The organism is Pseudomonas sp. BN505 (assembly GCF_029873175.1).
Lineage (GTDB): Bacteria > Pseudomonadota > Gammaproteobacteria > Pseudomonadales > Pseudomonadaceae > Aquipseudomonas > Aquipseudomonas putida.
On the sequence record NZ_SSOI01000032.1, the window covers coordinates 321,507 to 342,002 of the forward strand.

Here is a 20,496-nt window from a genome sequence, read left to right on the forward strand (position 1 = left end):
GCAAACCCTCCTTGCGGGTATCAAAACGACTGCGGCTGTTCTGGCGGCATCAGTACCTTGCCTGGGTGGAAGCGCAGCGATGGCATCTGCGTGGCTGAATAAAGCGCCACGCCCAGCGCCGCAATCAACGCCACATCCAGCCAGTTCCAGCCCGGCATGTCGTCGGCGCTACGTGCCTTCCAGCAATGCCAGGCCTGCCCCAGGCAGAACACCCCGATGGCCGCCAGCCACAGATAGAAACCAGCACCAAAACCGGTCAGGTCGTGAAACTCATAACTCTGGTTGTCCGGCAGGCGGGTGATGCCGAAACTGCTGGCCGCCAGGTACGCCGCCGCCAACCCGGCCAGCAATGCCAGGCGTCGGAACCGCCGATGGGCAAGAATGGCCAGGGCCAGCAGCGGGTTGGCAAACCATTGGTACAAGCCGAAGGGCATGCCCCACGGCCCGTACAGCAACATCTGCAGGGCTGGCATGTGGCGTGCGCCGCTCATCAGCGCGCCATCGAAAAACAGGGCGAGCAGATACAGCAGCAGGCTGATGCTCAAGTAGAAAACGGGCAAGGGGCACACCTGGAGGAAACGGGACAGCCTACGACCATAACCCAGGCCCTGCCCCGCTTCCAGACCCTCAATAGGTGCCGCGCAGGGTTACCATGAAGTTGCGTGGTTCACCGTAGAAGTTGCCATAGGTCGAAGTACCCACAGTTTCGTTCTTGTCGAACAGGTTGTTGCCATTGAGCGTGACGTTCCAGTGGTCATCGACGCGGTACTCGACCAGGGCGTTCCAGATGGCATAGCCGCTCTGATCGAAGTCGAAGGGCACATTGCGCTCCGCCAGTGCGCCATTGCTGTCATAGCGGTTCACCGTCCCGGAGGTGTAGGTGGCACTTTGCACTTGCACGCCGCCGCCCACCTTGAAGTCGCTGAAGATGCCCGGCAAGCGATAGGTGGAGTAAAGCTTGAACAGGTGCTTGGGCATGACCGTGCTCAGCGGCGTGTCGGCGCTGCGGTTGCGATTGAGGTTGAAGGTGTAGCCACCCACCAGCATCCAGTCTGGCAACAGCTCGCCGGACAGCTCCATGTCGATGCCCTTGCTCACCACCTTGCCGTTGGACACGTAGCAGCAACTGCCAGAGAAGCCGGCATTGGTCGCCGCGAAGTTCGGGTCCTGCACCGCCTCGTTTTCGCGGGTGGTGTAGTACAGCGCCAGGCTGGCGTTGAGCGCGCCGTTGAACAGCTCGCCCTTGAGGCCGGTTTCGTAGGTTTTGCCGGTCATGGGTTCAAGCGGCGAGCCGGTGCCTGCCGGGCCGCTGATCCTGCTGGACTGTGGCTTGTAGATTTCCGAGTAGCTGGCATAGGCCGACCATTGATCGTCCAGGTCGTAGACCAGGCCACCAAACGGCGTGACCTTGGTGCCTATACGCTGCTCCGGGCTGGAAATGCTGGCCGGCGTCACAAGGTTGTTGGTGTAGGTCTGCCAGAAGTGGAAGCGCTGTGCACGCGCCCCGACAATCAGGTGCAGGGGTTCGGCCAGCTGCAAACGCAGGCTGCCGTACAGGCCGTACTGGCGTTGCGAGTTGGGGCTGTAGTCGCGCTTGTAGTCACGCCCGTTGCCGGGGTCGTCGAACGCCGAGCTGTCGGGGTCGAACACGTTGGCCGGCGCGCCCGAGGCGGCATAAGGCGCAGTGCCCAGCCAGCGGCTGTCGATCTTCTGGTAGTCGGCGCCGAAGACCACCTCATGGTCCAGACCAAAGGCCTGGAAGTGGCCGGAGACATTACTGTCGTAAAGGTGCTGCTCGTTCTCCTGGCGGGTCGAGGTGCCGTACCAGGTCGCGCCGGTATTGGTCACCGGGTCTACTGCATTCAGGGTGGTCGCCGTCTTGAACAGCCCAAGGTCCCAAGTGTTGGTGTAGCTGAGGTTGAGCCTCCAGTCGTCATTGAACCGGTGGTCCACCTTGGCGAAGTACTCGCGCGCGGTGGCGTCGAGGTAGGCCCACTTTTTAGTCAGGCCGGTATGCCGTGGCAGGTTCAGGTCAGCACCATTGCTGTAGCGCGGCACCGCGTTGTTGCTGCCGGTTTCGTGGGATTTGTTGTAGCGAGCACCGAAGGTGAGCATGGTGTCGTCCGTAACGTCCGCCTCCAGCACGCCATACACCAGCGGCCGCTCGGTGGCGCGGTTGTCGGTGAAATACTGGCGGTCGGTGTTGGACATCACCAGGCGACCGCGCACGCGGCCATCCCAGCCCAGCGGGCCGGACAGGTCGAACTCCTGGCGATAGTTGTCCCAGCTACCGGCCGACAGGGTCAGCTTCAGCTGGTTAAAGGAAGTAGGCCGCTTGCGCACCATGTTGATGATGCCACCCGGGTCACCCGAGCCACCATACAACGCAGCAGTACCGCGCAGTACCTCGATGTGGTCGAACTCGGCCAGTTCGAAGATGTTCGACGAATAAAACGAACCCATGGCGGTGCCTAGCGCCTGCGGTGCAGCGCCGTCGATCTGCAGGTTCTGGATGCTGAAACCACGCGAGAGGAAGTCCTGGGTGCGGAAGGTGGTGCTCTGGGTGACGATGCCCGGCGTCACTTTCATCGCCTGGTTGATGTCGGTCAGTTGCTGGTCTTCGATCAGCTGTCGGGTCACCGTCGACACCGATTGCGGCGTCTGGCGCAGGCTGGTCGGTGTTTTGGAGCCGACGCTGATCAGGCCCGGGGCATACGAGCCGGTGTTCTCGGTGCTCTCCCCCATGCCTTGCCCGGCCACGGTGGTAACGCCCAGCTCCATCGCGTCACCGCTCACGGCCGCCTGCGGCTCGGCCACCAGCCGGTAGCCGTTGTCGCTGCGCTCCACCCGGTAACCGCTGCCAGCCAGCAACACGGCAAAACCGCTGTCCACCGAATACAGGCCGTGCAGGCCACTACTTTGCAGCCCGGTCAGCGCTTCGGGGGTGAAGGCCAGCGACACGGCGGCTTGCTGGGCATAGCTGCCAAGCGCCTCGGCCAGGTTGCCGGCGGGCACGTCGAAGCTACGGCGGGCGGCCTCCTCGGCCACGGCCGGCAGGGCTGCAATGGATAGGGCCAGCCCGGCGCAGGACAGGCGCAAGGCCAGGGCTAGCGGGCTGAGGACGGGGTGGCCAGGGAATCGGCGCATGGTGGATCGGCTCCTTGTTCTTGATCGGTTGGCCTCTTGTTTGACGGGCCACTGTGCAGAAGCGGAACCACCTTTATCGATTTTCTCGCGGGGCTGGCTCGACCGTGGTCCACCAGCGGCTAAAACCGCCGATACGAATCGGCAACGCCTCGGCCAGCAGGCGCAGGGCGCGCTCGCTGTCATCCAGCGGCAGCACCGCCGAAACCTTGATGGCCTGCATGGCTTGGCGGTCGAAACGCAGCACGCCGCGTCGCTGTTGCGACAACGCGTCCAGCACCTGATCGAGCGGCACGCCTTCGGCCACCAGTTGGTGGTGCTGCCAGGCCCGGTCTACCCGCGCCGGGTCGATGGCCGGCAGCGGTCCAAGCCCGTCACGTGCCACCCAGGCGCGTTCACCACGCCCGGCGACCAACTGATCACCGGACACCGCACTGCGCGCCTCGACCCTGGATTCGAGCATGGTCAGCTCGCTGCGTGCGTTACCTTGACTGACCACAAAGCGGGTCCCCAGCGCCTTGAAGCTGCCCTCATCGGTTTGCACCACGAACGGCCGCGTCGGGTCATGACTGACATCCACCAGCAACTGGCCATGCAGCAGGCGGATGCGCCGCTCGCCAGCGCTGAACTGCACATCCACGGCAGAATTGCCCGCCAACGTCAGCAGTGAGCCATCGGCCAGGGTTTCGCTATGCCACTCGGCCGGCGCGGTGTGCAGGTCGGCCAGCCAGTCCGTTGGGGATACGCCGGCAAGCGGCAAGCCGCCCAGCAACGAGGCCGCCAGTACCAGGCCGAGCAAGGCGCGCCGCACCCCCGAGCGTGGCGTCGAAGGCTGTAACCCGGCGCGCAACCCGGCGCCCACCGGCCCGCGTTGCTGCCGCAGCGCCTGGACCTGGCTGATCACCCCCTGCATACGGCGCAAGGTAGCGCCGTGGCGCGGGTCGGCCTGCAGCCAAGCCTCAAGTTCGCAAGCATCAGCGGCATCCAGTTCGCCTTCGCCCAGGCACAGGGCCCACTCGGCAGCCTCCTGTTCGATGCGGGACGGGTTCACGGTGCGGCAATGTCCAGCGTGCGGTGGCAGTGGATAAGCGCTTGGGCCAGGTACTTGCGCACCATGCGCGGGGAAATCTGCAGGCGCTCGGCAATCTGTGTCTGGGTCAGGTCGTCCAGGTAATAGCCCACAAACGCTTCACGTGCATTTGCATGCAGGCCTTCGAGCAGGAAGGCAATCTGCTCCAGCGCCTCAAGGGTGATGAGGATGCTCTCGGGGGACTGGTGCCCTTCCAGCGCCTCGGCAGCCTGGGCCAGTTCACTGAGGTAGGCCTCCTCGATCTGCTGCCGGCGCACCCGGTCGATCAGCAGGCGGCGCGCCGTGGTGCTGAGGTAGGCGCGTGGCTCGCGCATGCCCAGCAGGGCATCACGCGAAGCCAGGATACGCACGAAAGTGTCCTGGGCCAGGTCGGCTGCGCTGTGCGAACAGCGCAGCTTGCGGCGTAGCCAGCTGAACAGCCAGCCGTGGTGCTCGCTGTACAGCTGTTCAAGCGGGTACGGGCTCGGTGAGTCGGCTACGGGCATGGGGTACCGGGACACAAGTGAGAATTGTTCCCGAATAGTAGCTATTCGCCGTAAGACTATGCAACAGGTGGTTCAAGCAACAACCCGTAGATACCCGAGTCGGACAGCTCGCCGGCCACGCACCAGCGCGCCCGCAGGGTGCCTTCCAGCACAAAGCCCTGCCGCTCAAGTGTGCGCGCCGAGCCCTGGTTGCGTGGGTCGATTTCGCCTTCAAGGCGGCGCATGTGCAGGGTGTGGGCGAGGTAGTCGATGAAGCAGGTCAATGCCTCGTCCATGTAGCCCCTGCCCTGCACGGCACTGGCCAGGCAGTAGCCGATTTCGCCGCGGCGGGACACATCGTCGATGTTGAACAGCTGCACCATGCCGATGAGCTCACCATTGTCACGGCGATACATGCCGAGCTTGAGCTGGTCGCCATTGGCATAGGCTTCGCGGTCGGCGGCCAGGGCGCTTTCGGCTTCGGCCAGGTCTTGCCAGGGGGCATGGTGCCAATAACGCATGACCTCGGGGTCGGCCATGATCGCCAGCCATTGCGCAGCATCGGCATGGCGCATGGGGCGCAAGTGCAGACGCGGGCTGTCGAGGCAGAGGTCACTGGGGAAACTGCGGGGTGGGGTCACGCCGGATCTCCTGTCCATTGCTGGGGAGATGACAGTTTAACGTCAAGTGCAGGGTTCAGGCATCCCGGGGCTGCTTTGCAGCCCATCGCCGGCAAGCCAGCTCCCACCAGGCCACCACAGAACCTGAGCCTTGTGCAGTACCTATGGGAGCTGGCTTGCCGGCGACAGGGCCAGCCCAGGCGAGCATAAAGGGTTCAGGCCACCTCAGCCCCATCATCCGGCCAATGCGGCTCGTTGGCGCCTGGCGGCGTCAGTGGTGGCAGCCCATACGCCGCCCGCGCATCGTCGCAGCTGGGGTTATGCACACCCCCCTCCCACGATGCTTCGAATTCGCGGCAAGGGCTGGAGCGGTTGGCGTAAATGGTACAAGCGACTTCTTTGCCGATCTCGCCTTCAAGGCTGACGCAGCGGCAGGGCTTGGCATCAGTGCCGATCATGGCAACGCGGGTGGGGTTGATCTGTACCACCAGGTCGTCCGGCACAACGCCCCCGGCAGACTGGCATTCGCCCCAGAAGAAAGACACACGGAAGTACCCGCAGCAGGCGCCGCAGTCAAGGCAAGGGTTATATTCAGACATGATGCCACGGAGGGAAGGTTGTTGTTATCGGGGTTGGCCCGCGGCGCCATTCTCAATCGAACCAGGGGCGGCTGGATAGAGGGTACATGCAAAAAAATTTGCCACTGATCCGGCCGCCCGCTTCATTCAGCGCAATGCCTTGTAGGTGGAGGCATCCCAACGCTGCAAGGCAAGCCCTTCGGTCGGGTCATAGTCATCACCACACACCTTGCTGAAGTGCGTACGGTCTTCGCCGCAATGCACCAACCGGTCATGCTTTTCACCTTCGGTCAGCACTGTATAGGATTTGACGCGCATGGCTTGGTACTGCGCTTCGGCCGCGGCCATGGCTTGGTGACACTTCATCAACTGGCTGTCGTTCAACGCCAGCTGCCTGCCCAGTTGAACCCCCCAGCGGGTCAGGCAGACTTCAGCGAAATGTCGCACGATCAGCCCGGGCTCCTTGAGCACCGTGCCGTCGCTTGCACCATCGACCGAGGCGTTGCCGACCAGCGTGGCATGACGCCCGGGCATCGGATAAATACAGATTTGCGTGCCACTGGCGACTGACGGGATCACGCAGGCAAACCCTTTGGAACGCTCATCCCGCGAGTAGAAGCCGACATATTCAAGCACGTTTTCCGCCAGTGCGATGCGCTCGGCTTGCACATTGCCGACACCAGGTACCGGGTCGATCGCAAAGATATTCACCGGTACGTTTCGCAACACCGGGTCTTTCGCCATGGCGTTGGCCAGCATGTGGCAGCTGATGCCGCCCCGGCTCCAGCCCACCAGGTTCACCTGGGTCGGAATGCGCGGCTTGCGGAACATGCTGATGATGCGCTCTTGCAACTCTTGCGGCGTTGGGTGGCGGTCACCGTAGTCGTAGGTACGCCAGAACCACGAAGCCGTGGACGACACTTCCGGAACAGGTACGCCAGCATCCTTCAGCCGCCCGTACTCTTCCTCGCTCAGCTTGGTGCGCTGCCAGCTGCTTTCGCCTTTGATCACCTGCAGCACGTGGTTGACGTTTTCTTCCCAGCCGCTACCGAACAACTGGCCGGTCCAGTTGAAGTACCCGCCGGGTTCTACGAACAGCTTGTCATCCTGAAGGTTGCCGCTGCCGGGGCCGTCAACAGCAATCCAGTGGGCGAATTCGCGGCCCTGGTCGTTGGCGGCCAGGGTCGAAACCAGCTCGCCGTTCCAGAAGTTGGGGTTTGCATCGTCGAAGCGATGCGAGCCGGTGCCACAGAAGTAGGCGGTGAACACACTCATGGGGAGGAGTCTCTTTGGTGAGAAATGAGTGCTGAAGATAGGTAGGCTGCTCGGTGAAACGCAGGCGGAAAGCTCGCCCTGCTGCAAAAATCGAGGGGCTGCTTTGCAGCCCCAAGCGCTTACTTGCGGGCCAACCCGTCAGCCCGGAACATCTGCCGGATGCCGCGAATGGCCTGGCGAATACGGTCCTGGTTCTCGATCAGGGCAAAGCGCACATGGTCGTCACCATATTCGCCAAAACCAATCCCCGGCGACACGCACACCTTGGCCTCGGCCAGCAGCTTCTTGGAGAACTCCAGCGAGCCCATGTGTGCATATTGCTCAGGGATCTTCGCCCATACGTACATCGATGCCTTGGGGTTCTCGACCATCCAGCCCAGCTCGTGCAGCCCTTTCACCAGCAGGTTGCGGCGCTGGCGGTACTGCTCGGCAATGTCACGGACGCATTGCTGGTCACCTTCCAGCGCCGCAATGGCAGCGACCTGCAGCGGGGTGAAGGTGCCGTAGTCGTGGTAGCTCTTGATCCGGGCCAGGGCGTTGACCAGCTCGGGGTTGCCGACCATGAAGCCGATCCGCCAGCCCGCCATGTTGTAGCTTTTGGACAGGGTGAAGAACTCCACCGCAATGTCCTTGGCGCCAGGCACCTGCATGATCGACGGGGCTTTCCAGCCGTCGTAGACGATGTCGGCGTAGGCCAGGTCGTGCACCACCAGTACATCGTACTGCTTGGCCAGGGCCACCACGCGCTCGAAGAAGTCCAGCTCCACGCACTGGGCGGTCGGGTTGGACGGGAAGCCCAGGATCATCATCTTCGGCTTGGGGATGGACTCGCGGATGGCCCGCTCGAGTTCGTTGAAGAAATCCACACCCGGCACCAGCGGCACCGAACGCACCTGGGCACCGGCGATCACTGCGCCGTAGATGTGGATCGGGTAGCTGGGGTTGGGCACCAGCACCGTGTCGCCCTGGTCGAGGGTGGCCAGCATCAGGTGGGCCAAGCCTTCTTTCGAGCCGATAGTTACGATGGCTTCGCTTTCCGGGTCGATGTCGACCTCGTAGCGTTCCTTGTACCAGTTGGAAATGGCCCGGCGCAGGCGTGGGATGCCGCGAGAGGTGGAATAGCCGTGGGTGTCTTCACGCTGGGCAACCTGCACCAGCTTCTCGACGATGTGCGGCGGGGTGGCGCCGTCGGGGTTGCCCATGCTCAGGTCGATGATGTCCTCGCCACGGCGGCGGGCGGCCATCTTGAGCTCGGCAGTGATGTTGAAGACGTAAGGGGGGAGACGATCGATGCGCGCAAAGCGGCGCGGCGAACCTGGGTTGGCCATGGCTTCCTCTGAGTACGTAAGCGCCCGGAACCGTCCGAGCGACGTTGGCCGATGTGGCGGCCTGAAACAGAAGATAATGCCGAAATATGATTTCTGTAAAGGGCAAAAGCCTGTTTTGTTAGATCTTTTCAGATCTATTGTTTGAAAAATTGGATTTTATGTTTTCCTGTGCCGGCCCTTTCGCGGGTAAACCCGCTCCCACAGGGACCGCGCCACATGCAAAGCCGGCGCTGTACCTGTGGGAGCGGGTTTACCCGCGAAGAGGCCGGCACAGGAAGACAGGCATAAAAAAACCCCGGCACATGGCCGGGGTTTTCGTGAAACAGGCAGCAGTATCAGCGTGCGTAAGTCATCAGCACGTCCGCAGCGGTCTGGCTGTCCACACCCATCATCACGCTCAGGGCGGTAACGGTGAGGATGGAGAAGCCGAACACCTTGCGGGCCCACTTGCTGTCGTCCTCGGCCTTGTAGCCACCCCAGGCCATGTACAGCCAGTACAGGCCCATGGCAGCTGCCACGGCCAGGTAGCCGAGGCCGGCGTAACCGCCGAGGGTGAGCATCAAGGTGGCGAGCACGAAGGCCAGCACGTACAGCACGATCTGCTTCTTCGCCGCCAGGATGCCACGTGCCACCGGCAGGACCGGAATGTTGGCAGCGCTGTAATCCTTGAAGCGGAAGATTGCGATGGCAAAGCTGTGCGGCATCTGCCACAGGCTGAACATCACCAGCAGGGTTACCGCAGCCAGGTCGAAGCTGTTGCTAACGGCGCAGTAGCCGATCACCGGAGGCATGGCACCCGAAAGGCTGCCGACCAAGGTGCCGTGCACCGATTTACGCTTCAGCCACAGGCTGTAGAAACCGACATAGACAATGAAGCCTACAGCTGCGCAGAACGCCGACAGTGGGTTGGCCTGGACATACAGCAGGCTGAAACCCGCCACCCCGAGCAGGGTGGCGTAGATCAGCGCGAGGGGCAGCGACATGCCGCCCTGCACCATGACGCGGTTCTTGGTGCGCTCCATCTTGTGGTCGATGTCACGGTCGATGCAGTTGTTGAACACGCATCCGGACGCAACCACCAGCGAAGTACCGATCACCACCGCCAGGAACAAGGCGAAATCCACATGGCCCTTCGAGGCAAGGAAGAAACCGCCTGCCACGGAAAGCACGTTACCGAAAATGATCCCCGGTTTGGTGATTTGGATAAAGTGCTTAACGGACATGCAGTCTTACCTCACTTGGCCATCATTTCGATGTGGATGTTGAACATGATCCACAGCGACAGGCCGACCAGCAGTGCAATTACCAGCACGGTGAACAGGAACGTCGACACGTTGTTGCGTTGCTCTTTCGAGCGGTCCATGTGCAGGAAGTACACCAGGTGTACCACTACCTGGATCACGGCCATGGCAACAATGATCAGAACGGTCAGGTTCTTCGGCAGGCTGGCAGTCATCGCCAGCGCGAACGGGATCGCGGTCAGGATGATCGACAGGACAAAGCCGATCATGTACGACTTGACGCTGCCGTGGCTACCTTCGTGATGAGTGTCGTGTGCGCTAGCCATTACAGAACCCCCAGCAGGTAAACGACGGTGAATACGCAGATCCAGACCACGTCCAGGAAGTGCCAGAACAGGCTCAGGCAGCTCATGCGGGTCTTGGCGGTCGGCGTGATGCCATGCTTGTTGATCTGGTACATCATGATTGCCATCCAGATCAGGCCGGCAGTCACGTGCAGACCGTGGGTACCTACCAGGGCGAAGAACGCCGACAGGAAGCCACTGCGCTGCGGGCCGAAGCCCTCGCTGATCAGGTGATGGAATTCATAGATTTCCATCGCGATGAAGCCTGCACCGAACAGGAAGGTCACAGCCAACCAGCCCAGTACGCCGGCTTTCTTGCCATCGAACATCTTCAGCATGGCGAAGCCGAAGGTGATCGAGGACAGCAGCAGGAACAGCGTTTCAACAGCTACGAAATCGAGCTGGAAGATGTCATGACCCGACGGGCCGCCGGCAAAACTGCCGGACAGCACCGCGTAGGTGGCGAAGAGCGACGCAAACAGGATGCAGTCGGTCATCAGGTACAGCCAGAAACCCAGTACGGTCATCTGGCCCGAGTCGTGGTGGTGGTCGTCATGCCCATGGTCGTGACCATGAGCAGCGCCGCCGTGCATTACTTGACTGGACATTGATTACACCCGCTCAAACGATTCGACACGTGCGCCGGCAGGCAGAGCACCTGCTTTGGCCAGCGCTTTCATACGCTCGCCTTCGATGCGCGCCACTTCTTCGGCCGGAACCATGTAGCCCTGGTCGTCACGTGCAGCGTGGCGAACGAAGACTGCGATGGTTGCCAACAGGCTCGCGCCCACCAGCCACCAGATGTGCCAGATGAAGGCGAAACCGAACACGGTCAGGAACAGACCCATGAACAGACCGGTGGAGGTGTTGCTCGGCATGTGGATCGCTTCGTACTTGGCCGGAACCTTGTACGCAACACCGGCTTCCTTGGCTTCGTGCCAGGCGTCCAGACCAACTTTCTCAGGCATGTGAGCGAAGTTGTAGAACGGCGGTGGCGACGAAGTGGACCACTCGATGGTACGGCCGCCCCATGGGTCGCCAGTGACGTCCATGTTGTCTTTGCGGTCGCGAACCGACACGTAGATCTGGATCAGCTGGCAAGCGATACCGAACAGGATCAGCACGGCGCCGACAACGGCTACGTACAGGTAGGGTTCCCACAGTGGGTTGTCGGAGTGGTTCAGACGACGGGTCATGCCCATGAAGCCCAGGGCGTACAGCGGCATGAACGCAACGTAGAAGCCCGACAGCCAGAACCAGAAGGCAGCTTTGCCCCACTTCTCGTTCAGGGTGAAGCCGAAGGCTTTCGGGAACCAGAAGGCGAAACCGGCGATGTAGCCGAATACCGCGCCACCGATGATCACGTTGTGGAAGTGCGCAATTACGAACAGGCTGTTGTGCAGAACGAAGTCAGCACCTGGAACGGCCAGCAGTACGCCGGTCATGCCACCGATGGAGAAGGTGACCATGAAGCCCAGGGTCCAGAGCATCGGTGCGGTGAAGCGCACACGGCCTTGGTACATGGTGAACAGCCAGTTGAACAGCTTCACACCGGTCGGGATGGAGATCAGCATCGTCGCCAGGCCGAAGAAGGTGTTGACGCTGGCGCCGGCACCCATGGTAAAGAAGTGGTGCAGCCATACCGCAAAGCCGAGGATGGCGATCGCGCCCGATGCGTAGATCATCGAGTGGTGGCCGAACAGGCGTTTGCCAGAGAACGTCGAGGTAACTTCCGAGAACACGCCGAAGGCCGGCAGGATCAGGATGTACACCTCAGGGTGACCCCACGCCCAGAACAGGTTGACGTACATCATCGGGTTCCCACCAAGCTCGTTGGTGAAAATGTGGAAGTCCAGATAACGGTCAACAGTTAGCAGAGCGAGTGCAGCAGTCAGAATCGGGAACGAAGCAACGATCAGTACGTTGGCCCAGGTGCAGGTCCAGGTGAAGATCGGCATGTCCATCAGCTTCATGCCAGGTGCGCGCATCTTCATCACGGTGACGAGGAAGTTCACACCGGTAAGCGTCGTACCCAATCCGGATAGCTGTAGCGCCCAGATGTAGTAGTCGACACCTACCCCAGGGCTGTACTGGATGCCTGCGAGCGGCGGATAGGCAACCCAGCCGGTCTTGGCGAATTCACCAACGCCCAGCGAGATGTTGACCAGCAGCACGCCTGCCAGCAGCAGGTAGAAGCTCAGGGAGTTCAGGAACGGGAAGGCAACGTCACGTGCACCGATCTGCAGAGGAACCGCGAGGTTCATCAGGCCGGTGAAGAACGGCATCGCCATGAAGATGATCATGATCACACCGTGAGCGGTGAAGATCTGGTCATAGTGTTCAGGCGGCAGATAGCCTTCGGAGCCACCGGTAGCGGCAGCCAGCTGGGTACGCATCATGATGGCGTCGGCAAAGCCGCGCAGCAGCATGACCATCGCGACGATGATGTACATCACGCCGATCTTTTTGTGGTCGACAGTAGTCAGCCACTCGCTCCACAAGTAGGTCCACTTGCGGAAATAGGTGATAAGACCGACGACAGCGATACCGCCGAGCGCGATCATGGCAAGCGTCACCATGACTATCGGCTCGTGATAGGGTATCGCCTCCAGGCTTAGTTTACCGAACATCTCTTACTCCTCTGCACCGGCAGCTGGTTGCATACTCGATTCCACACCCTTGGTTGTGGCCAGATCTTTGCTGCCTGCTTCTTCGTGGACCGGCTTGCCGCGGTTCATGCCTTCGTACTTGTCGACGATGGACTGGAACAGCTCTGCTGGCGCCTCGCTGTACAGCGCGACTGGGTTGTATTCGCTAGGCTTGGCCAGAGCTTCGTACTCGGCTTTGCCCAGTTTCAACGGCGACTGCTTGACCTCGGCGACCCATGCATCGAAGTCGGCCTGGGAAGTGGCAGTAGCCTTGAATTTCATGCCGGTGAAACCAGCACCGCTGTAGTTGGCGCTGATACCGTCAAACACACCGTTCTCGTTGGCGATCAGGTGCAGTTTGGTGGTCATGCCGGCCATGGCGTAGATCTGGCCACCCAGGCCCGGGATGAAGAACGAGTTCATCACGGCGTCGGAGGTGACACGGAAGTTCACCGGGGTATTAGCCGGGAAGTTGATCTTGTTGACGGTGGCAATGCCCTGTTCCGGGTAGATGAACAGCCACTTCCAGTCCAGTGCGACCACGTCGATCTGAATCGGCTTCACGTCCGAGTCCAGCGGACGGTAAGGGTCCAGCTTGTGGGTGGAGTGGTAGGTGACGTAACCCAGGGCGATGATGATCAGGATCGGGATGATCCACACCGCAGCCTCGATCTTGGTCGAGTGCGACCAGTCAGGGGTGTAGGTGGCTGCCTTGTTGGAAGCACGGTACTTCCAGGCGAACGCCAGGGTCATGATGATCACAGGAATGACCACCAGCAGCATCAGGCCGGTAGCGATCAGGATCAGGTTCTTTTGCTCAATGCCGACCTGGCCCTTCGGGTCGAGCAGGGTCCAGTTGCACCCACTGAGTAAAAGCATGCCTAAAAAGGGCAATATGCCAAACAGTCTGGGGTAACGCTTTTTACTCATCTCACGACCTCTAGATCAGCTTGCTTCAATGCAATTTGTGTTTTGGTAGCCAACACTTCGTCCTGCCAAGTGAGGCATTTTGCGCCCGTACTCGCTCCTGCCTGGGGTCCGACTGCAGGACCTTGGCTTCAAGCGTGTTAGCGGTGCTTATGGTTTCGTAGGCAACAGGCCTGTACTTCAGACCAAGTCCATTTGGTGCGGGAAAACGCGGAGGGGGGTCCGCCCGGTATCGCCGTTGGGCGAAACTTGACGAAGTCAGCAAAAAGGAGCGCTGGGGCTTCCTTCAATCCTGCGACTCGCAAGCAGTGCCGAACGGAAATTGGGGGCGATTGTAGTGAGGTCGCCAACCCTTGACTATGACTTATTGAGCAACAGTCTTTTACAGAATGCGTAACAATGCTGCTCGATAATTCAACTTCGCGACAGTTTGTCGCACCCCGCTTGCTAGGCCTCAAAGCCGCATTCTGCAAGGCTTTGTGGTTGATCTGGATCAAGCGGTGAGCGACTTTTCCCTCTTCTCATGCGGTGTAAAAGACCACATGCAATTCAGGACTTTTGTCTAAGCCTGGCGTCGGTTGCGGTAGATCCCGAGCGGAACCAGGATGGCGGTCAGCACGAACGCCACGAGCGCCCATTGCGCCAGCGACAAGCCGAGAAGCGGCGGGTACGGCGTGCTGCAGAAGCCGTCGACCTGGAATGCCAGCGGCCAGAGTTTGGCCAGAGGCAGGTCGTCAACGATCGGCTGGAGGGTATCGATGCCACAGCTGACCATGGGGTTGGCGAGTATATACACATGGTTGCCGGCCGCAATAATTCCGCCAATTGCGCTTACCACCACCAGTGCCTCGAAGAAGGTCAGGCTGCGGGGCCCGGGCATCGCCGCGGCGATGAAGGCAAATACGGCAATGAACAGCAGCGCGTAGCGCTGCAGGATGCACAGCGGGCACGGTGCCTCGCCCAGCACCACTTGCATGTAGAGGGCGCCGCCGATCAGCGAGAGGCAGATCAGGCCCAACAGCACCAGAAAGCGCCGTTCCCGATTCAGGCGCGATGTTTGTTCGTTCATTGCCGGTTCCTTCGATGGATAGTGGCAGCGTGGTCCGCCTGCCTGAGCGCAAGTCTACACGCTGGGCAGGGCCTTTGAGCGTGCCGAGGAAGCAGCGTGATAGCACTGCGCAGGGCTATCCGGTGTGGCTGAGACCGGCCGCAACAACGTCGGTTCAACGCTGGGCGGCAAAAAAACGGCTGCCCGGGTGCCGCGCAGGGGCAAGCCCCTCGACACCCGGGAGTGAAGGATACCGTGATTAAAGGAGGATTAAAGATGAAAGCGCAGCGCCCGGTTTCATCTTTCCTTTATATATAAGCAGGAAGGTGTGGTGCGACCCAACAGCCGGGATGACTGGCCCAGCAATGGCTTGCACTATCCCTGTAGGAGCGGCCTTGTGCCGCGAAAGGGCCGCAAAGCGGCCCCAGGGTCTCAGCTTCGCAGCTGATATTGCAGGGGCCGCTTTGCGGCCCTTTCGCGGCACAAGGCCGCTCCTACAGGCCAGCGCAGTACCTTCGGTGGATTACTCCAGGGCAGCAGCCGGCCCGAAGAACTCGTAGCGGCTCTGCTGCTCCGGCACACCCAGGCCCTTCAACTGGCGCTTCACCGCCGCCATGAAGGCCTTGGGCCCAAGGAAGTAGGCATCCACATTACGCTCCGGCGGCAGCCACTCGGCCAGCAGGTCCTCGCTCAGCAGGCCGATGGCATCGGCCTCAGCGCCACCCGCAGCCTCGGCATAGCAGTAGAAGCGCTTGAGCTGCGGATGACGTGCCGCCAGGCCATCGACCCAGTCACGGAAGGCATGCACCGCACCGTTACGCGCGCAGTGAATGAAATGCACCTCGCGCCGGGTCTGCAACGCTGCCTGCAACATCGCCAGGGTCGGCGTGATGCCCACGCCCCCGCTGATCAGCACCAGCGGCTTGTCGCTGGCAGCCAGGGTAAAGTCACCCGCAGGCGGGAACAGTTGCAGGGTATCGCCCACCACCAGCTCATCGTGCAGGTAATTGGAAACCTTGCCGCCCGCCTCGCGCTTGACGCTGATGCGGTACTCCTTGCCATCGCACAGCGCCGACAGGGAATAGTTGCGGCGCTGCTCGGCACCGTCGATGTCCAGCTTCAGGCCGATGTACTGGCCTGGCTCGGCCTTGAGCACCGGCTTGCCGTCTACCGGGGCAAAGTAGAACGAGACGATCTCGCTGCTTTCCTGCTCGCGACGTACCAGGCGGAATTCGCGGGTACCGCGCCAGCCGCCCTCGGCGTCTTCCTTCTGTTTATAAAGGTTTTCTTCAGCACCAATCAGGATGTCGGCCAGCTGGCCATAGGCCGCGGCCCAGGCATCGATCACCGCAGGTGTGGCGATTTCCTTGCCCAGCACTTCCTCGATGGCGCGCAGCAGGCAGCTGCCAACGATCGGGTAGTGCTCCGGCAGAATCTGCAGGGCAACATGCTTGTTGATGATCTGCCCCACCAGGCCACCCAGCTGCTCCAGCTGATCGATGTGGCGGGCATACATCAGCACGCCGTTGGCCAAGGCCCGCGGCTGGTCACCACTGGCCTGGTGGGCCTGGTTGAACAGTGGACGGACCTCGGGATACTCGTTGAGCATCATCTTGTAGAAGTGGGTGGTCAGCGCTTCGCCGCCGCTTTCCAGCAGGGGTACAGTGGCCTTGATGATTGCACGTTGTTCGGCATTGAGCATTGCGACAACTCCTGAGCCTGTGGCTTCAAATGACTGCCCTAGCCATTTCAGCAATCGTGCCAACTTTTATCGCCAGCAAAATCAGGGGCTTGACACAAGTCATGTCAAAACGACTCACCCCGGCGTATAGTCATAACGACCCACTGGAGTCTTTATGACCACAAAGCCATTGCTCACCGCCTTGCTGCCCCTGGTCAGCGACCTGTCCCGCGATTTGCCCGACCAGGAGCGCTATCGGCGCCTGCTGCAGGCCATGCGCGGCCTGCTGCCTTGCGATGCCGCCGCGCTGCTGCGCCTGGATGGTGAATGGCTGGTACCGCTGGCAGTGGATGGCCTGAGCCCCGACACCCTCGGCCGGCGCTTCCGGGTCAGCGAGCACCCACGGTTCCAGGTCTTGCTCAGCCGCCCGGAGCCCACCCGTTTTGCCAGCGACTCCGAACTGCCCGACCCCTACGATGGCCTGGTCAATGCCCCGGATGCCGACCTTGAAGTGCACGACTGCATGGGTTGCCCGTTGATGGTCGATGAGCGCCCTTGGGGCCTGGTCACCCTCGACGCCCTCACCCCCGGGCAGTTCCAGAGCCTGGAACTGGATGCCCTGCAGGCCTTCGCCAGCCTGGCCGCCGCCACCGTTACCGTGGCCGAGCGCATCGAGCACCTGGCCCTGCGCGCCGAGGACGAACACCACCGCGCCGAGATCTACCGCCAGGCCAGCGGCCAGGATAAAGAACTGATTGGCCAGAGCCCGGCGCACAAGCGCCTGGTAGAGGAAATCCGCCTGGTCGGTGGCAGCGACCTGACCGTGCTGATCACCGGCGAAACCGGGGTCGGCAAGGAACTGGTGGCCCTTGCCCTGCACCAGGCCAGCAGCCGCGCCGACAAGCCGCTGGTCAGCCTGAACTGTGCCGCGCTGCCCGACACGCTGGTAGAAAGCGAACTGTTCGGCCATGTACGCGGTGCCTTTACCGGTGCGCACGGCGAGCGCCGCGGCAAGTTCGAACTGGCCAACGGCGGCACGCTGTTCCTCGACGAAGTGGGTGAATTGCCACTCACCGTACAGGCCAAGCTGCTGCGTGTGCTGCAAAGCGGCCAGTTGCAACGCCTGGGCTCGGACCGCGAGCACCGCGTGGACGTGCGCCTGATTGCCGCCACCAACCGTGACCTGGCAACAGAAGTGCGCAACGGCAACTTCCGCGCCGACTTCTATCACCGCCTCAGCGTGTACCCGCTGCACGTGCCGCCCTTGCGCGAACGTGGTCGAGATGTACTGCTGTTGGCTGGCTACTTCCTCGAACAGAACCGTTCGCGCCTGGGCCTGAACAGCCTGCGACTGAGCCACGACGCCCAAGCTGCGCTGGTCGCCTACGACTGGCCAGGCAACGTGCGCGAACTGGAACACCTGATCGGTCGCTCGGCACTAAAGGCGCTGGGCCAGCACGCTGACCGGCCACGTATCCTCACACTCGAAGCCATCGACCTGGACCTGCGCGTGTCCTCGGCAACACCGAGGCCCCTGCCCTCCCCCGCAGCCCCGCTCCAGGTGGCAGCATTACCTGAAGGCGGCCTGCGCGAAGCGGTCGACCTCTACCAACGCCAGGTGATCGAAGCCTGCCTGCAACGCCACCAGGACAACTGGGCGGCAGCCGCGCGCGAGCTGGGCCTGGACCGCGCAAACTTGAGCCGATTGGCCCGCCGGCTGGGGCTTCGCTGAGGTTTACCTACAAAAGGATTAACCCAGAAAGCCTCTGGTTGCTTCCTGCCCGACTGCTATATCTCCCTAACCACCCAAAACTCGACTGCCTGGTCGAGGCTGCGCGTAACACCCCGGCAAGGGCTCTGTTATGGCGGTTGTGGCCCGAACGTTTCGGGCCGGGGGATCCGGATACCAGCAGGGAGCATCCATGGACAACATCGTCATCGCCGACAAGCAATCCGAAGTCGCCACTCAGAGCGCCTGGGGCAATATCAATCTCAATGCACCAGGCGTCGTGCAGATGCCGGTATCTCCCGACAAAGTAGCCACCGTAACCCAACGCGGGCAGGACCTGATCATCACCCTGAAGTCGGGTGAGAAAGTCACCGTCGGCAACTTCTTCGCGGTGGACCAGGCCGGTGTCGGCAGCGACATTGTCTTCGTCGGCGAAGACGGCACCCTGTGGCACGCCCAGTACGATGCGGCAGCGTTCACTGGCTTTACCTTCGAAGACGTGGCCTCGCTGGACGAACTGGTCGCGGGTATCGGCACCGCCGGTAGCGCCATGCCAACTTGGGCAATTGCCGGGCTCAGCCTGCTCGGTGTCGGTGGCGCAGCAGCTGCAGCCGACAGCGGCGGTGGCGGAAGCAGCGGTGGCGGCTCGGACCCCGATACCACTGCCCCGGCCACGCCCATCGACCTGCTGGTGTCGCCGGATGGCCTGCGCCTGACCGGCCGGGGTGAAGCGGGCAGCACGGTGAATATCCGTGATGCCGCAGGCAACCTGATCGGCAGCGGCACCGTGGGTGCCGACGGCAGCTTCAACGTGACGTTGAACCCACCACAGATCAACAGCGAGAACCTTGAAGTCACCTTGACCGATGGTGCCGGTAATGTCTCGGCACCAGGCACCGTCACCGCCCCGGATGCAACCGCACCACTGGCACCGACCGACCTCGCCATCAACGAACAGGGCACCACCCTTACCGGGCGTGCCGAACCTGGCTCGACGGTTTCCGTACGCGGCACTGGCGGCGTAGTGCTGGGCACTGCGGTAGCGGGTGCGGACGGCCAGTTCAGCATCACCCTGCAACCGCCACAAACCGACGGCCAGGCCCTGGAAGTCAGCGCCGCGGACGCAGCCGGCAATACTTCGCCAGCGGCAAGCATCACGGCACCGGACGTCGACAACCCTGACACCAGCGCCCCAGACCAGCCAACCGACCTGGCCCTGGCGAATGGCGTAACCCTCACCGGTCGCGGCGAACCCGGCGCCACCGTGCAGGTGCGCGATGCTGCCGGCAACCTCATCGGCAGCGGCCTGGTCAACGCTGACGGTACCTTCAGCCTCGCCCTCTCGCCTGCCCAGGCCAACGGCGAAGCCCTGGACATTCGCCAGGTCGATGCCGCGGGCAATAGCTCGATACCACTGGAATTCACCGCCCCGGACATCACCCCGCCTGATGCCGTCACCGACATTCTGGTCGGCCCGGGAGGCACGGCCCTGAGCGGGCGTGGCGAACCTGGCGCCACCGTCGAAGTGCGCGATGCCGACGGCAACGTCATCGGCTCTGGCGTGGTGAGTGCCAACGGTACCTTCCTGATCGACCTCGACCCGGCTGCACAGCAGGGCGAACAGCTGAACCTGGTGCAGACTGACCCAAGCGGTAACGCTTCCGTGGCAGTGGAGTACGACGTACCGCTGACCACCGCGCCAGACAGCCCTAGCAACCTGGCCATCGATGCCGACGGCACTACTCTGACTGGTTCCGCGCCAGCGGGCAGCCGCGTCGAAGTACACGACGCCAACGGCACATTGATCGGCAGCGCCCTCGCCAATGCCGACGGCACCTTCAGCATCGAACTGAACCCGGCCCAGGCCAACGGCGAACTGCTGGACGTGGTCGCCATTGATGACAGCGGCGTATCCTCGCTGCCGGCACAGATCACCGCTCCGGATATCACTGCGCCTGCCGCCCCGACCGAACTGGCAGTCAGCGCGGACGGTAGCGTCATCACTGGCCGCGCCGAACCCGGCAGCACTGTGCGTATCGTTGCCGCCGATGGCACCGAACTGGGTACGGCCGTGGTCGGCCCGACCGGCGTGTTCAGCATCAACCTCGCGCCACCACAAGTCGATGGCGAAGTTCTGCAAGCCACTGCATCCGATGCCGCTGGCAACACGTCCGTGGCCAGCTCGGTCACTGCACCGGACATTGACGGCGTGGATACCACGCCGCCTGAAGCCCCGACCAATCTGGTAATCGGCCTGGCTGGCAGCCAACTGAGCGGCCGTGGCGAACCCGGCACCACCGTGCAGGTGCGTGACGCCGCAGGCAACATCCTCGCGACGGGTACCGTTGGCGCGGATGGCACCTTCGTCATCGCCCTGGC

Annotated in this window: 17 protein-coding genes; 2 read left to right on the forward strand and 15 right to left on the reverse strand. The window is 62.1% G+C overall.

The window, feature by feature from the left end; genetic code table 11:
- Positions 1-20: 20 nt before the first annotated feature.
- The 15 genes from E8E78_RS10575 to hmpA all read right to left on the reverse strand — a co-directional run bounded on the left by E8E78_RS10575 (position 21) and on the right by hmpA (position 16,409).
- The gene (locus E8E78_RS10575) at positions 21-560 is read right to left on the reverse strand and encodes a hypothetical protein (RefSeq protein WP_016501423.1); all 540 of its coding nucleotides are present in this window, start codon (positions 558-560) and stop codon (positions 21-23) included.
- A 67-nt stretch (positions 561-627) separates the two neighbouring features.
- Complete coding sequence (locus tag E8E78_RS10580; RefSeq protein WP_280312217.1) at positions 628-3,147, reverse strand: TonB-dependent siderophore receptor; 2,520 nt, start codon at positions 3,145-3,147, stop codon at positions 628-630.
- Between the two features lie 73 nt (positions 3,148-3,220).
- Complete coding sequence (locus E8E78_RS10585; protein ID WP_049273389.1) at positions 3,221-4,195, reverse strand: FecR domain-containing protein; 975 nt, start codon at positions 4,193-4,195, stop codon at positions 3,221-3,223.
- Positions 4,192-4,719, reverse strand: a complete 528-nt coding sequence (locus E8E78_RS10590) for a sigma-70 family RNA polymerase sigma factor (protein ID WP_049273391.1) — start codon at positions 4,717-4,719, stop codon at positions 4,192-4,194. The genes E8E78_RS10585 and E8E78_RS10590 overlap by 4 nt, the downstream gene beginning before the upstream one ends.
- Before the next feature lie 56 nt (positions 4,720-4,775).
- Positions 4,776-5,339 (reverse strand): GNAT family N-acetyltransferase, encoded by a 564-nt coding sequence (locus tag E8E78_RS10595; RefSeq protein ID WP_016501424.1) that lies wholly within the window; start codon positions 5,337-5,339, stop codon positions 4,776-4,778.
- A 194-nt stretch (positions 5,340-5,533) separates the two neighbouring features.
- Positions 5,534-5,917, reverse strand: a complete 384-nt coding sequence (locus tag E8E78_RS10600; protein ID WP_016501425.1) for a YkgJ family cysteine cluster protein — start codon at positions 5,915-5,917, stop codon at positions 5,534-5,536.
- 126 nt (positions 5,918-6,043) lie between these two features.
- The gene (locus E8E78_RS10605) at positions 6,044-7,171 is read right to left on the reverse strand and encodes a hypothetical protein (protein WP_280312222.1); all 1,128 of its coding nucleotides are present in this window, start codon (positions 7,169-7,171) and stop codon (positions 6,044-6,046) included.
- A 119-nt stretch (positions 7,172-7,290) separates the two neighbouring features.
- On the reverse strand, positions 7,291-8,499 hold the full coding sequence (gene alaC, locus E8E78_RS10610) for an alanine transaminase (protein WP_016501427.1): 1,209 nt from the start codon (positions 8,497-8,499) through the stop codon (positions 7,291-7,293).
- A 335-nt stretch (positions 8,500-8,834) separates the two neighbouring features.
- Complete coding sequence (gene cyoE / locus E8E78_RS10615) at positions 8,835-9,722, reverse strand: heme o synthase (protein WP_016484944.1); 888 nt, start codon at positions 9,720-9,722, stop codon at positions 8,835-8,837.
- Between the two features lie 11 nt (positions 9,723-9,733).
- Complete coding sequence (gene cyoD / locus E8E78_RS10620; RefSeq protein WP_016501428.1) at positions 9,734-10,066, reverse strand: cytochrome o ubiquinol oxidase subunit IV; 333 nt, start codon at positions 10,064-10,066, stop codon at positions 9,734-9,736.
- Entirely contained in the window at positions 10,066-10,692 is a 627-nt protein-coding gene (gene cyoC / locus E8E78_RS10625; RefSeq protein WP_016484942.1) for a cytochrome o ubiquinol oxidase subunit III, read from the reverse strand. Before cyoC ends, cyoD begins: the two co-directional genes overlap by 1 nt.
- A gap of 3 nt (positions 10,693-10,695) precedes the next feature.
- Entirely contained in the window at positions 10,696-12,714 is a 2,019-nt protein-coding gene (cyoB, locus tag E8E78_RS10630) for a cytochrome o ubiquinol oxidase subunit I (protein WP_016501429.1), read from the reverse strand.
- Between the two features lie 3 nt (positions 12,715-12,717).
- A complete protein-coding gene (gene cyoA, locus E8E78_RS10635; RefSeq protein ID WP_016501430.1) occupies positions 12,718-13,662 on the reverse strand; it encodes a ubiquinol oxidase subunit II in 945 nt (314 codons plus the stop codon).
- A gap of 559 nt (positions 13,663-14,221) precedes the next feature.
- Positions 14,222-14,728 (reverse strand): disulfide bond formation protein B, encoded by a 507-nt coding sequence (locus E8E78_RS10640; RefSeq protein ID WP_061203505.1) that lies wholly within the window; start codon positions 14,726-14,728, stop codon positions 14,222-14,224.
- Positions 14,729-15,230: 502 nt separating this feature from the next.
- The gene (gene hmpA, locus E8E78_RS10645; RefSeq protein ID WP_084966792.1) at positions 15,231-16,409 is read right to left on the reverse strand and encodes an NO-inducible flavohemoprotein; all 1,179 of its coding nucleotides are present in this window, start codon (positions 16,407-16,409) and stop codon (positions 15,231-15,233) included.
- A 154-nt stretch (positions 16,410-16,563) separates the two neighbouring features.
- On the opposite strand from hmpA, the gene norR reads away from it, so the two are divergent.
- A complete protein-coding gene (norR, locus tag E8E78_RS10650; protein WP_274138237.1) occupies positions 16,564-18,120 on the forward strand; it encodes a nitric oxide reductase transcriptional regulator NorR in 1,557 nt (518 codons plus the stop codon).
- 190 nt (positions 18,121-18,310) lie between these two features.
- Positions 18,311-20,496 (forward strand): Ig-like domain-containing protein (locus E8E78_RS10655; protein WP_280312232.1); only part of this gene is annotated, 2,186 nt, incomplete at its 3' end.